General features: G+C 56.8%; 12 protein-coding genes and 1 tRNA gene. 3 read left to right on the forward strand and 10 right to left on the reverse strand.

The genetic code is table 11. From position 1 onward, the window contains the following. Positions 1-61 precede the first annotated feature (61 nt). Both DXB53_RS06680 and DXB53_RS06685 read right to left on the reverse strand, forming a co-directional pair. Positions 62-2,374 (reverse strand): DUF4012 domain-containing protein, encoded by a 2,313-nt coding sequence (locus DXB53_RS06680; RefSeq protein WP_117583831.1) that lies wholly within the window; start codon positions 2,372-2,374, stop codon positions 62-64. A 149-nt stretch (positions 2,375-2,523) separates the two neighbouring features. After that, complete coding sequence (locus DXB53_RS06685) at positions 2,524-3,546, reverse strand: DMT family transporter (protein WP_199409695.1); 1,023 nt, start codon at positions 3,544-3,546, stop codon at positions 2,524-2,526. A gap of 289 nt (positions 3,547-3,835) precedes the next feature. Between DXB53_RS06685 and DXB53_RS06690 the strand changes: the two genes are divergently transcribed. Further along, a tRNA-Val gene (locus DXB53_RS06690) sits at positions 3,836-3,910 on the forward strand. A 335-nt stretch (positions 3,911-4,245) separates the two neighbouring features. Then, complete coding sequence (locus DXB53_RS06695) at positions 4,246-4,932, forward strand: DUF5710 domain-containing protein (protein ID WP_117563722.1); 687 nt, start codon at positions 4,246-4,248, stop codon at positions 4,930-4,932. Between the two features lie 319 nt (positions 4,933-5,251). Here the strand turns inward: DXB53_RS06695 and DXB53_RS06705 are convergent, their stop codons facing one another. After that, positions 5,252-5,821 (reverse strand): hypothetical protein, encoded by a 570-nt coding sequence (locus DXB53_RS06705; protein ID WP_117583832.1) that lies wholly within the window; start codon positions 5,819-5,821, stop codon positions 5,252-5,254. Positions 5,822-5,831: 10 nt separating this feature from the next. Between DXB53_RS06705 and DXB53_RS06710 the strand changes: the two genes are divergently transcribed. Next, positions 5,832-6,323 (forward strand): hypothetical protein, encoded by a 492-nt coding sequence (locus tag DXB53_RS06710; RefSeq protein ID WP_117583833.1) that lies wholly within the window; start codon positions 5,832-5,834, stop codon positions 6,321-6,323. Between the two features lie 100 nt (positions 6,324-6,423). Here the strand turns inward: DXB53_RS06710 and DXB53_RS06715 are convergent, their stop codons facing one another. From DXB53_RS06715 to DXB53_RS06745, 7 genes are all read right to left on the reverse strand, one after another. After that, positions 6,424-7,890 (reverse strand): ATP-binding protein, encoded by a 1,467-nt coding sequence (locus DXB53_RS06715; protein WP_117583834.1) that lies wholly within the window; start codon positions 7,888-7,890, stop codon positions 6,424-6,426. Positions 7,891-8,320: 430 nt separating this feature from the next. Next, on the reverse strand, positions 8,321-9,169 hold the full coding sequence (locus DXB53_RS06720; RefSeq protein WP_192924133.1) for a PTS system mannose/fructose/sorbose family transporter subunit IID: 849 nt from the start codon (positions 9,167-9,169) through the stop codon (positions 8,321-8,323). Then, positions 9,169-9,942, reverse strand: coding sequence for a PTS sugar transporter subunit IIC (locus DXB53_RS06725; RefSeq protein ID WP_117583835.1), 774 nt, complete (start codon positions 9,940-9,942; stop codon positions 9,169-9,171). The genes DXB53_RS06720 and DXB53_RS06725 overlap by 1 nt, the downstream gene beginning before the upstream one ends. An 81-nt stretch (positions 9,943-10,023) precedes the next feature. Further along, positions 10,024-11,058 carry an SIS domain-containing protein gene (locus tag DXB53_RS06730; protein WP_117583836.1) on the reverse strand — a complete coding sequence of 345 codons (1,035 nt, stop codon included), beginning with the start codon at positions 11,056-11,058 and terminating at the stop codon, positions 10,024-10,026. Positions 11,059-11,252: 194 nt separating this feature from the next. Continuing rightward, on the reverse strand, positions 11,253-11,726 hold the full coding sequence (locus tag DXB53_RS06735) for a PTS sugar transporter subunit IIB (protein ID WP_117583837.1): 474 nt from the start codon (positions 11,724-11,726) through the stop codon (positions 11,253-11,255). 71 nt (positions 11,727-11,797) lie between these two features. Then, positions 11,798-12,217, reverse strand: coding sequence for a PTS sugar transporter subunit IIA (locus DXB53_RS06740; RefSeq protein WP_117583838.1), 420 nt, complete (start codon positions 12,215-12,217; stop codon positions 11,798-11,800). Positions 12,218-12,352: 135 nt separating this feature from the next. Continuing rightward, positions 12,353-13,057 carry a GntR family transcriptional regulator gene (locus DXB53_RS06745; RefSeq protein WP_117563729.1) on the reverse strand — a complete coding sequence of 235 codons (705 nt, stop codon included), beginning with the start codon at positions 13,055-13,057 and terminating at the stop codon, positions 12,353-12,355. Between the last annotated feature and the right edge of the window lies 1 nt (position 13,058).

Consider the following 13,058-nt stretch of genomic DNA (forward strand, 5'->3'; position numbering starts at 1 on the left):
GCGAACAGATTGCCTGTCCGCCCCAAAATGGTACTCGATTATCTGGGCTACCAGAAAAACCCTATGCCGAAGCGCTGTCGCGAGCCGCCTGGCACGTAGGAGTCTGACGCAGCGCAAGCGGCTTGTCCCCCGCCTCAGCCGACGTGGTCAGCGTATACGTGATCATTGTCGTCTCGCCCGCATGCAGGTCAACGGTTCCCGAATAGAAGGGAATTCCATGCCAAGTTGCGGGACCTAGCCCAAACTGGGTCCCCTCAACCGTAAGGTCACTGATGTTGCCGCCCGTCGGTGCAAACAACGAGACATTCAGGCGCTCGTCGTCGCGCGCTGCATCGAGCGCGCTCGCCGCGACGTAGTCGGGCAGCTTGCCCGCCTCCTCCTGCGTCATGATGTTCGTCAGGGTAACGGTGATGCGATATGAGCACGTGCCGTCACCGTTCTTGACGCCCTGGCCAATCTGCGTATCGGCGTTCAGGTACCAGTCGAGCTTGGAGAAGCTCAGGTTGTTAAAGTAGACACCAGCAACGGGATCTTCACTCGGGTCATCCGGATCGGGCAGCGAGGCGTCGATGTTCATCTCCTTGATAGCGTTCTGCTCGTCATCGTTTTTCATCCACGCGATCAGGCGACCCTCTTCGGCACCGCGCTCAACGGCGCTGACAAGCTTCGTAACATCGACATCGCCGATACCGCCAAGGATCTTGTCGAAAGCGGCGCTGGCAACAGATGCAAAGATGCCGTCCGATTCCTCGACCGGATAGTTCCAATACACATCGTGCATGAGAACCTTCGCCGCGTTGGTACCGTCGACGACCGTACCATCGGGCAGCGAGACATTACCGACAAGGCCCAGCAGGTACTGCAAGAACACCGGATCGATGCCGACGACGCCATCAACGTCCTGCCCATACTGGGACTTCCACAGTGCGGCAACACGCTGCGAGTTGCGGGGCCAATCAGGCGAATAGGTATTGCCCGAGTTGTACAGGTTACTGTGGTTGCCGAACAGCGCCTCATCCTCTTCGTCGACGCTCTCGACTGCCTCATCCTCGCTGAGTCCAATGCGGGGAACAAACTCGCCAATCGACATCTGGCCGTCGGTGACCGAAATCAGGCCCTGCGAACCGCCAAAGCCGCCGCAGGCACGAATCTCGACGTTGTTCATGGCGTACACAAGGTAGTTGCGCGTCTGGCCGTTGGCGCCGAGCATCTGCGGAAGGACGGGGGCGACCTTCTCCGCCGCGTCAACCGCGCCGTTGAGGGTGGCAAAGCCGTCCTTGGCCTTATCGACCAGCTCGGTCACCTGGGAAATATGAGTATCGCCAATGCCCTGGATCTTCTCGTTGGCGCTCTTGAACACCTTCGAGCTGCTGGAAAGCGAATCGGCGACCGCCTGCAGCGCGGACACGTTAATCATGCCGTCCTGAAACAGCTTGCCGGGCGTGGCCTGCGAAAGGTTATCGGCCATGGGAACCAGCGCATTGCTCGAGACATCGGACAGGGCGTCGATCATGGTGCGGGCCGCATTGATGTCGCTGCCATACACCGGGATAAACGAAGCCGCCGTCCACAGCGGGCTCGAGGTCTCCGCCTTCATGCTGTCGCAAAGCCCATCAATCTTCTTCGCGTCGTCAGGCAGCGTCGAAAAATCGCCCGACGTGACCTTGTCCTTAAGGCCACCGACAATCTCGACGGCCTCCTTCGCTTCACTCTTTACGGTCTTTGCCGAGTTAAGCAGCATAAAGCCGCTTGCGCCAAGCGCAACGAGAAGCACCGCGACTACAGCGGCAATAATGGCGCCGGTGTGACGCTTTTTGCGTTCGCCCTTGCGATGGCGATGACGGACCAGACCGTCAGAGGTCGAACTCGACGAAGCGTCGCTACCGTAGTTCAAGCCAAAATCGTAATAATCTTCCTTGGAACCCGAGCCCGCAAACTCGGCACCGCTATCATCCAGGCGGGCGAACGTGCCAGTCTCGGAGGCACCGGTGTAAATCGTGCCAAGGTTACCCGTAAGCCCCGCGCCACCGGCAGAGGGAGTATTGTTGGCGGCCTTGCCGGCATTAACGTTGCCGGCGGCATTTGCGGCGTTGGCAGCACCTGCGTTGTTCGCAGGTACCGAAGGAGCCCCGCTCGGCTGCGACGCGGAGGTTGCACCGCCCGCAAAGACATTCCCTCTTGCACGGCCGGTCTTTTTCGCCTTTTGAGACTGCTCGTACAGAGCGGTAAACATCGCCGTCTCGCCCGGGGACACGCGCTTACTGGAACCGCCCTGTCCAGCGCCGCCCGGCGTGCCGGCCTTACCAGCCCCGTTCGGACGCGGCGGAACTGCAGGACGGCCGTTATCGCTGCCCTTAAAGTGATTACCAGCCATAAAGAAATCCTCGCAATTGAGTCGCAATGAAAAAGTCCATAACGTTACTAGTTTATGGCATTTTGGGCATCGACAGCTAAACTCCAGACACGGACATCAATTGGCGAAAATGTGGCACAGCACCTTTTCTGTCTTGGCGGCGGCGCCAGCTACACCGTCAAAAACACCATCGCGATAATCATGGCAAAGCCCGCCAGGTCGGTGGGCAAAAACACCGTTCCCAACATAAGGGCGCTGGTGATGGTGGCCGAAACCGGCTCCATGGTTCCAAGGAGGCTCGCGCGCACCGAGCCGATGTCCTTAACGCCCTGCATATAGAGCATGTAAGCAAAAAACGAGCCGATAACCACGAATACCGCGAGCGCCTCGACGCCGGCAGCGTCGAGTGCCGGCATATGCGCCCAAGGCTGCACGAAGACGCACGAGACCACGCCCGCCGTGAGCATTGCCGAGCCCGTGACGATGGGGCTGCCGTATTCGGGCAGGATCTTGGCGGGAATCACCGCCATACACGTGGCGCTGACCGCACACATAAGGCCTGCGACCAGGCCAAGCGGCGATATGCTCAGACTGGTAGGGTCGCCGCCGGTAGCGATTAAAAAGGTGCCGCCCAGGGCCAACCCAATGCCAACGGCCTCACGCACGCGAGGCATGCGATGGTCGATCACGCAGGTGTAGCCCATAATGATGACCAGTTGCAGGCATTGGAGCACCGTCGCGGTTCCGGCATTGGTCAGGCGCACGGCCGAAAGATAACAAAACTGGTTGAACAGCAGACCAAAGGCGGTAAAGAGCAGCAGCTGCTTGCGATCGGCGGGTGTGGTCCAGAGCTTAATCAGGCGCTCGCGGTCGCGCGTAACAACCACGGCCATAAAGAGTAGACCGGCGAGAATCTGACGCACGCTCATAAGCCACAAGGTGTCGACGTGGTAGGTATCGAACAGAAAGCTCGCGCTGGTGCCCGAGAAGCCCCAAAACGAACCGCCCACCAGCGTAGCCAAGACGCCCGTGATCATCTTGCGCGTCGAAGCGCTGTTCAGGCGCTCGCGCCAAGCGCGGCGGGTGCTACGGCTGAGCTCATCGGTGCCCTCGGGCACATCAATGTTCGATATATCGGTCATCGGCACCGAAGCCCCTGCGCCTTCGACCTGCTCGACACGCTCTTTGCTCATTCCATTCCCTCGAAGCAGCCTGGAAACAATTCGGCTTACCTTACCACGGCGAAGGCACCAGCTGGAGGCTTGTCCGCTTATCGGTAGGACAATTCCGCAGACGTCTTTCCATAGCTCGATACCGCAATGGCCTTGCATTATGCGACAGTCAAATCGCGGCAGCAGGCTCTTTTGAAATGGATATGACAAAGCCCCCGAATTCCACAATGTAAGCGATTTTTAAAAATGTTCTTGCCACCGAGTTCAGGCTCCGTTATATTATCCCTTGCGCGCTTGCGCACCCTTGATCGGGCGTTTAGCTCAGGGGGAGAGCGCTTCCCTGACACGGAAGAGGTCAGAAGTTCAAATCTTCTAACGCCCACCAAATGTTCGCAGCTCAGAGGCTATGTCCTCTGGGCTGTTTTGTTTTTTGTCGCTAAATCCGCTGGCAGTTCCAACCGTCATCGCAACGTAACAACAATTCACCTGACGAATGGCAGCCAAATATATTCAATACCCCAACATCAACAATAGCCAGGCACAAAACTGCGCCGCAAGCTGCTCCAACCGCCCAACTGGTCAAAAGCCGACCATCTACTTGCCAATTTATCTAACGGCGTAACCAAGCAGTCCGCGCCGCAACTTCTCAACAAAACGCCGCGATGTCTGCGCCCTGCGGTATCCTTGAGCCACTCGCACCTGCAGCACCAAGGAGCCGCCATGCGCACCGAGCTCGATGTCCCCTTTTCGCACAAAGAAGAAGCCAAAGCACTGGGCGCCAAATGGGACCGGACCAAGAAGATCTGGTATGTACCCAGCGGCGTCAACCCCGAGCCCTTTGCCGAGTGGCTGCCCGGTGTTGACCGATCCGACCCCTCAGCGCCGTATATATATCTAGTACTGGGCAAGCGCGAGTGCTGGAAGTGTCACAAAGAGACCTCGGTCGCGGCCTTCGGCATTCCCTATCGAACCGATAACGACGAGAGCATCGCCATCGCGCACGCGCCCAACGAAGCCGGGCACATTGCCATCGACACGGCCAACGCCAACGCACTCGCCATCGTGCCCGCTCTTGGCTGCGTGCCGGGCGAGATCCGCGACTACCTTCATAAGCGCTGCGGCTACAAGCCCGTAGGCGCGCGAGCCTCCAAAGCCCCGTCGCTCGGCAACACGTGCACCATTTGCGACGCGCTGCAAGGCAGCCGCTATCTGTTCGAGGAGCCCTCGTCCCCGTTTGCCCTCACTGCCATCAACAAGCTGCCGGCACTGGAGTTTGTACGCGTCGAAGTTGCCGGCGTCTTTGGCGTCCCGGCCACGCGCACCGACTTTGACCAGGCGCTCTTTACCTGGGCACGCGACCATCACGCCAAGTTCCACAAGCAGCTCGGTGAGGGGATTTATTTATAGGGACAGAGATGCCTTCACAGCCAGCTCCTCCGCATCACCTATCCCTCGTCGCCGGCGTCGTACACGATATCGAGGCCACAAACAGGGCATTTCTCCTGATACACCGGCATATGAACGCCTGTCCGTTTTCTCACTTCGTCGCTAAGTCTGTCGCACGCATCGATGAACCGAATGTCGAGGCACGGTATTTGCGAGCCGCAGCAAGGACAGGCGACGACAAACGACCCGCAATCAACTTCTACGCTCGGAAACATTTTGTTGTCTATAAGGGCGCACGGCAGTTTTCCGTACTTCCCCATCGCAATATCGCCTCGCCAGCTCACGTTCGCTCCCCTCTCGCTATACAAATCAGGAAGAGCATGCACCGGCAGGCGTGTGCGAGATTGCATCGCCACGCGATCCGATCAAACAGCACGATCGTAAAAGACCGCCAAAGCCAAATTTCATCGTCGGTCGCACCCTGTCCGGCAAACTCAATATCGACGGGTATGTGCTTCAGATAACTCATGTCGGGCGCAAAACGAGGGTCCGGTCCGCCTTTATGAACAGGACCGTGCAGAACAAACCATCCGTTTTCGGGCTCGAACCGCTCAACAAACGCAAGGCCGAGCACCTTATAGCCCACCTCGGTTGCAAATATGACTCCGACTGGGACGTCACATTCCATGCAGTTGAGCATTTTACGGTTGTAATTCTGGTCTCGAAAACCAACGGTACCCGGCGCTTGAACCGAGTACTTAATGACCCACGTACCATCGTCCAAATAGAGCGGAGGCACATTGTTGATGCTCTCGGTTTGCCGCTGGCGCGCTTGTACCCCGCTACCCCACTTCCCTGTATACTGATGTAGCACGTGTTTCATCCGGGCTTGTTGGACCGGGTCGTTCATGGGGGGCCCTATGGCTGCTTCGAATTCGCCTAAGGGGAGCGTTTCTTCTTCGTCCATCAAGCCGGTTACGCGCAAGGCCGTGCGTTGCCAACGCGAGGTCGCCTGGCTTGTCACGCAGGCGGCAGGCAGGCTTGTGGCGACCACTCAGGACGTCAATGCGCCTACGCCGAGCTTTGTGTTAGCGGCGGCGCTGAATTTTGTGCGCCAATTGGAACTTGCCGCACGGGATGCCAGCGGCCACCTCGACTACCAGAATGTTATGGCGCCCGACCTGCAAACGTTCTGCCACATGGCCAAGTTGCCCGCCGCACCCAATGCGCTTTCGGACGCAGGCTACATGTTTACGCTTTCGGGCGCGGACCTTATCCGCGACATCTATGCATACTGCAGCGAGCTCGCCGAGCGCAGCGTCTTTGGCACGGCTGAAGTCAAACCGGGATATGTCATCAAGCTGGTTCTTAGGCTGTTCTTGATGGACGAGTTCGGGGCCATGCCGGCGTAAGCCGAGTCTTCAGCATCACCGTCGACTGAGCAACAACCGCTTTACCTTAGTGGGCGCCAATCGAGGGTCGATTAATGGGTCGCCTCGTCCACTAACGCATTTATTCCACGCGCTCTGACAGTCGATATTTGCGGTTGCGGCTTGTCGACGGCGCCGTCGGCTCAAGCTCACCCTGTGCAATGAGTGCATTGACGCGTACCCTAACCTGGGAAACCGTGAGTCCCGTGCGCTCCGCCAGTTCGCGCGTCCCCAATTCGCCGTAGCGCCTGAGTGCCGTCATAATCAAGTCCCCGCCATGATCGACCGGCTCGATCTTTGAACGGTAAAGTACGACCTTGAACCGATCGAATCCGGGGCAGAACAGGGGCTCGGCCAGACCATGCGCGCGCATAGCATCGATCATCATCGGGATGCCCGAGCCATTTCCCTCAGCCGGCGAGCCTGCGCCATCCGGCAGTGGAACAATCGACATGAGTTTCACGAGCGTTGCATTACGGCATCGGGAGCTGCCGTCAAACAAGTTCTCGCGAGTCTTTCCCCCGTAAAGGCCGCCAGGATTCGTCACCTCGACACGATCGTCAAAGACGTCGACGGCAATCGATTGTCCACAGAACCGATCCCCGTATTCTCGATGGATTACGGCGTTGGCGATTGCCTCGCGCAGAACCTCCTCGGGAATCTCTAGCGAGTCGACACGCGAGACGCCTTGGACGGTCGAGGTTCGCCGCAAATTCTTGGCGACGGCCGCGACAGCATCCGAGATCATCTCGCCCAACGTTCCCTCACAGATTGTGCGGTCCATGAACCTCAGCGACCCCGCCGTGCCTTTCCGGGTCCCCGCATAGACAGCCATGTCGATAAAGAGCTTGGGATAAAACTGCTGAGGGTAGGTGCCCGCAACTAGGAGTCCAGCCTTGGTGACATTGCCCTGGGAATCAAGGAAATTTAGGCGCTCCAGCTTCGTTTGTTTGTCCGGCGCGCCGCGCATTGCCCGGGGCGTCAACGAGAAAGCCCGATCTATCGTACGGTCGACCAGCGTCTCGTCGAGATCGTCCGCGCCCGCGCCCGCCACCGCGTCGCGATCGCTCGGAGTCGCTCGACCGTATGACGCCAACGCGAGCACCTCGGTCGACGAAAGCGGGACATCTTTGTCATCGATGCGTTTGTAGCTGCCACCTTGAGCGCCCCGCTCTATGACATAGCAAGGCTTGCTAGACGGGTCGAGCTCCTCAATCGTGATAACGAGAACAACGGTACCCCGAAGCTCCACGCGCTCAATGGTGTATTTGGGCGGATTGGCCAGCTTTCCGCGACCGCCGGCATCGCCCATGCCCGCCACGAATTGGTTGAGCACTTTCTCGGTCTCAAAGTTTGCAACTGGAACAAAACCCGCGCGCTCGCTCACTCCGAGTACGATGATGCCGCCGGCGGTGTTTGCGAAAGCGCTGACTGTTTCCCATACGTCGCGGGAAAGCGTCGTGGCGCTCTCCTTGACCTCGACGTTAAGATCGTCCGAGCCCATGCGCCTTAAAGACTCGAGCAGACCGGTCAGTTCGTTTTCGTTCATCTGCACGTCCTTTCGCTCGGTTCTGCGAAGAATGCCGCGAATAGATTTCCTGCGTCTCTCAGTTATCTCTCGTAATTATCTCTCATCTTTCTGTTATCTCTCATATTAGAAATGAGTGAGAGATAAAAGATAAGATGTCTGCCATCTGTTTCATATAAACATGTTTTTGCTGGTAGAACAATCGGTATTGAGATAATACCATGATTGCCTGTCTCTTTGCTGCTCAGTTATCTCTCATATTTATCTCTCGTCTTTCAGTTATCTCTCGTATTAGTGACGAATGAGAGATGAGAGATACGTGAGTGATGCATGGGCCTGGACTATTGGACGGTTGGAAAATCCCTCAAACAAAAAACGGGGCCGGCCTTACGCCGAGCCCCGTTTTCAAACGGTCAGTTAGTTATCCAACGCGCGAGCATAGCAGTCAACATTACGCCGCCGCGAACACTCCCAAGCCCGTTCCGATGATGCAGATTGCGAAGATGCCCAAGATGATCCAAATGGTCTTGACGCCCTTTTTATAGAGGGCAACGCAAGCGAACGTTGCCAGCAAGGGCAGCAGACCGGGGAAGATCGAATCGAACAGATCCTGCAGGACAATCTCCGAACCACCCACGTCAAAGGTCAAAGCCGTGGACAGCGAGACCTGTGCCGCAATCATGGCGCCGATAACGGTCATTCCGAGGACACCGGCAGCATGCGTCATGCGAGACATAAGGTTGCTCTCTTCGGACTGCTGCAAAAACTTGGTTCCCAAGTCGTAACCCAGATGGGCGGCGACGATACGCGTTGCAAAGTTAATCACGGAGTAGATGAGCGCGTACACGATGGGGCCGAGCGGGTTGCCCGTCGAAGCGATGCCAATACCAATACCGGCGGCAACCACGCGGAACGTACCCCAGTAGAACGAATCGCCGATGCCGGAAAGCGGTCCCATGAGGCCGACCTTCATGGCGTTAATCGAGGACGTGTCGAAGTTCTTATCGGCAGCCGCCTGCTCTTCCATCGAAACCGTTAGGCCGGCTACAAACGGAAGCACATGAGGCGTGATGTTAAAGAACTCGGTATGGCGATCGAGCGCCGCATAGTAATCGTCGTCGTTGGGATAGATCTTTCGCAGGGGCTTCTGAATGGTGTACATGAAGCCCATTGCCATCATCTTGTCGTACGACTGCGAGCACTGGCTCGTAAACTGCCGAAGGAACATGCTCCGATACATATCGGGAGTCATAATCGCGTCCTTCTTGGCCTCTTTGAGGTCGGTGTTCTGGATAGCCATTAGAAGTCCTCCTCTTCATCTGCAGCAACCGTCTGCGGACCGAACGAGCCCTCGCGGAAGGCCAGGAGCAGCGCGACGCAAATGGCAGCTGCGGCGACGCCGACCACGTCCATCTTGAGGTAGATGACCATAATGAAGCCCAGGAACAGCCAGGGAAGGAGCTTGTTATCGCCCATGGTCCTGATAAGAAGAGCGAAGCCGATGCAGACCATGACGCCGGACGCAACGTTGAGGCCGTCCATCACAAACTGCGGAATCGCGTTGAGCGCATTGTTGATAAGGTCGGCACCAAAGAACAGCGAGCCAAACACCAGCAGTGCAGACGGAATGCCAATCGACAGCGGCACGATAGTCAGATGGTACAGATTCGCCTTGGCAAGATCGCGATTTGCCAGAGCGGTCTCAATCTTCTTGCAGGCAAAGGCACCCGGAACGGCGTAGCAGAAGTTGCGCCACACCTGAAGGAAGACGGAGACGGGAAGGGCGAGCGCGACGGCAGTTGCCGTGCCCGTACCCGTAATGACGGCAAACGCGCAGCCAAGCACGCCGGAGGCATAGACCTCGGGAGGAACCGCCGCGCCGACCATGATGGCGCCCATGAACATGGATTCCAAAGCCGCGCCGACGATAACGCCCTGCTGGACATCGCCAAGGATCAAGCCGACAAACAGGCTCGTAAACAGCGGACGACCAAGCATCGTAATGCCAAATAATTGCTCGTCCATGGACGCAATAAATGCGACCAGTGCAACTAGAAGATACTGGACAACCATTTCGATCAACCCCAGAAACAGGTCTGCAGGCGAGGCATTCTGCGCAGCTCGCCTGCAGACAACCGCAGCAATTTGAGAGGATTAGTAGTTCATCTGGTGATAGTAACGACGCGTGGTGAGCGGGTGGTTACGGACGTGCTCGAGATGGCAGCTCAGACGCTCGGTGATGGTGTAGGTGACCATCGGGGAGACGATCTTGCGGAACTCGGGGTCGCTGAACGGCAGCTCGACCTCGGCGGTGTCAAACTTGTTCACGCGGACGTTGACGCCCTTCTCGTCGGCGAGCATGTGAGTGAAGTTGTCCACGCGGTCCATGAGCTTACGGGTGTCGTCCTCGCCGTAGAGCATGATGAGGCTCGTGCCTTCCTCGCACAGCTCGATGGTGCCGTGGAAGAACTCGGCGGCGTGGATGGACTTGGTCTTGATCCACTGCATCTCCTCGAGGATGCACATGGCGTAGTCGTAGGCCTCACCCCAGAGCATGCCGGAGCCAATCACCATGTGGTAATCGGTGTCCTTGAAGTCCTCGGCCATGGCGGCGCAGCGCTCGTCCTGAGCGTCCTTGGCCTTGATGAGGTACGGAGCGATGTTGCCGAACTCTTCCATGAAGGTGTCGTACTTGGGGAAGGCGCCGGCGTTCTTGAGGAAGCGGGCGATCAGCGTGATCTGGTAGGTGTAGATGGCCTCGCACAGAACGTCGTCCTCGGCGAAGCTGAAGAACTTGTAATCGGCGTACTCGGTGGCCGGGGTGTTGTCGTTGGAGACATACATCAGCGTGCGGGCGCCCTGCTCCTGGCAGAACTTGGCAGCCTCAATGATCTCGGGGGTGGTGCCGGTACGGGTGGAGAAGACGCAGACCGAGTCCTTGTTGAAGGTCTTGGGCGGGCATGCGAGGAACTCAGCGGCGATCTCGCAGTGGACGTCGACGTCGGCCGTGGTGGTCTCGACCCAATACTTCATCGGGAGCGTGTGGGCCCAGGTGCCGCCGCAGCCGATGAAGAAGATGTTGGAATAACCCTGCTCGCAGACCTTGTCCACGGCAGCCTCAATCTGAGGACGGAGAGCGAGGGCATCGCTCACAACCTTCTCGTAACGAGGCTCATCGAAATTGAACATCCCTTACTCCTAACTCACTTGGATGAACCCTTCATTCATCCCATGACGTTATAATACTTTATATAACTAACTATGCAAGAACTATTTCAGATTTTTTTGATTTTTCTTTAATAAAAAGCCCGCCGATCAAATGATCGACGGGCATAGGCATAGAGCATTGGTTCAATAAATGCCGAGCATCAACGTGTTTCCGGCTAGAGAACGTCCTTGGCAAACACCTTAGCGTCATTGGGGACCTGACGGATTTCGATGGCCACGCCATCGCCCAGGAGCTCTTGGATATGCTCGGCATCTTTCTCGGTCGCAAAGATCGCAGGGGTCGGATGAAGCGTGGTCTCAGGGGTCTTTCGGGTTCCGCCCAGATTGATCTCTTTGATGTCTTTGCAACCCTTAGCGAGACGATAGACATCTTCAATCGTCTCAGTGATGATAAACAGCGAATACTTGTCGGTAACGCCGCTGTTGAGCGCCTCGATAGCAGCGTCAACATCCTTGATGACGAGTTTAACGCCGTTGGGGCGGGCGAGCCTCAAGGCCGCCTTCCTCATGTCGTCTTTTGCCACAGCATCGCTGGCAAGCAAGATGCAATCTACATCCAAAGCGTGAGTCCAGGACATGGCAACTTGGCCGTGAATCAGTCGGTAATCAACTCTCGTAAGCTTAATCATCGTTATCATCTCCGCACGTGATAAAGGGAATGACAGGTGTGGCCCCTAGCTAGGGCTCGAACCAGAACTAACTAGAACTCTTCTTCCTCGGCGCCGGCAAGCATGTCCGCCGCCTCGCAAAGCTGAATAAACGAACGCGATCCCTCGACCGCGGCTTTGGCCTTGTCCGCATCCAGGGAGTCCAGCTGTGTAACCATTTCCACCAGCAGCGGCAAGTTCATTCCAGCGATTAACGTAAACGATCCGTCGGTCTGCCTCTGAATGAATTCGTTGTTTACAGAGCCGCCAAAGATGTCAGTCACGACAAACCAAGAGTCGGCAGGGCCCCTCGTCTCCATCCATGCATCAATCAACGCCGCGACATCCCTTGAATCGTCATCGACATAGGCGCACAGGCACTCGATTCGGTCGTTGGTGCCCATCAGAATCTCCAGAGAGCTTTTCATGCCTTGGGCGAGATAACCATGACTCGCTAGCAATATCTTATTCATAGTTCTCCAATACCAATAGGACGTACTATATTGTCATAACAAAGTATATTAGCAATCTACCCTACGTGGTGTGTCTATTTTCCAAATCCGCGAACGGTAACAATTGGTCGGTAAATCGACCAATCTATCTCTAATTTACAAATAGAACTTCAGTCGCTCGGTGCAGTACACCTGACGGGAGATGAAAAGCGGCTCGCCACTTGGAGCATAACGTCTATCGACAAACAGAAGCAGCGAAGAGTCCAGCTCCACATTAAGGTATGCCGCCTCGAGCTCGCTCGCATAGCAGACCTCGAGCGTACGCGTGTTGGGACCCATCTTGATCCCCTGGCGATCGAGTACCGCCATCAGCGAATCATCGAGGGACTCATGCTCCAAAAAAGAAAGCGCAGCGGAATAGCTATTGGTTTCCAGCATCGTGGGCTTGCCATCCACAAGGCGCAGACGACGGCTACGCAATACCTTTTGGGTATCGTCTACGCCCAGGAACTTCGCGTCTCGCAGACTTGGGAAGTCCCAGCCCATTTCGAGAACCCTGGTAGACGCCTGTTTGCCCGCAAGCTGGCACGAATGGGTAAAGCTCTCACGGTCGTCCGCGGCATACATCTGCGTGTCCGACGAAACGAACGTGCCCTTGCCGCGGGCCCTCTCAACAAGCCCAGCATCTTCCATTTCTTTAATTGCGGAGCGAACCGTTATTCGGCTCACGCCAAATTGCTCGATAAGCTCCGCCTCGGTCGGAAGCTTATCTCCCGGGCGGTACGTGCCGTTGGCGATTGAATCAGAAAGCGCACGAACAATCTGTTTGTACAGGGGGATAACGCTATTTGCCTCAACCATA

The sequence above is a fragment of the Collinsella sp. OM04-5 genome (assembly GCF_003439125.1).
Classification (GTDB): Bacteria; Actinomycetota; Coriobacteriia; order Coriobacteriales; family Coriobacteriaceae; genus Collinsella.

Bases quoted from the DNA above. Each gene is read 5' to 3' on its own strand.
- DXB53_RS06695 (WP_117563722.1), top strand. From the start codon at position 4,246: ATGCGCACCGAGCTCGATGTCCCCTTTTCGCACAAAGAAGAAGCCAAA.
- DXB53_RS06735 (WP_117583837.1), bottom strand. From the start codon at position 11,726: ATGATTAAGCTTACGAGAGTTGATTACCGACTGATTCACGGCCAAGTT.
- DXB53_RS06715 (WP_117583834.1), bottom strand. From the start codon at position 7,890: ATGAACGAAAACGAACTGACCGGTCTGCTCGAGTCTTTAAGGCGCATG.
- DXB53_RS06680 (WP_117583831.1), bottom strand. From the start codon at position 2,374: ATGGCTGGTAATCACTTTAAGGGCAGCGATAACGGCCGTCCTGCAGTT.
- DXB53_RS06720 (WP_192924133.1), bottom strand. From the start codon at position 9,169: ATGGCTATCCAGAACACCGACCTCAAAGAGGCCAAGAAGGACGCGATT.
- DXB53_RS06725 (WP_117583835.1), bottom strand. From the start codon at position 9,942: ATGGTTGTCCAGTATCTTCTAGTTGCACTGGTCGCATTTATTGCGTCC.
- DXB53_RS06745 (WP_117563729.1), bottom strand. From the start codon at position 13,057: ATGGTTGAGGCAAATAGCGTTATCCCCCTGTACAAACAGATTGTTCGT.
- DXB53_RS06730 (WP_117583836.1), bottom strand. From the start codon at position 11,058: ATGTTCAATTTCGATGAGCCTCGTTACGAGAAGGTTGTGAGCGATGCC.
- DXB53_RS06685 (WP_199409695.1), bottom strand. From the start codon at position 3,546: ATGAGCAAAGAGCGTGTCGAGCAGGTCGAAGGCGCAGGGGCTTCGGTG.
- DXB53_RS06705 (WP_117583832.1), bottom strand. From the start codon at position 5,821: ATGAACGACCCGGTCCAACAAGCCCGGATGAAACACGTGCTACATCAG.
- DXB53_RS06710 (WP_117583833.1), top strand. From the start codon at position 5,832: ATGGCTGCTTCGAATTCGCCTAAGGGGAGCGTTTCTTCTTCGTCCATC.
- DXB53_RS06740 (WP_117583838.1), bottom strand. From the start codon at position 12,217: ATGAATAAGATATTGCTAGCGAGTCATGGTTATCTCGCCCAAGGCATG.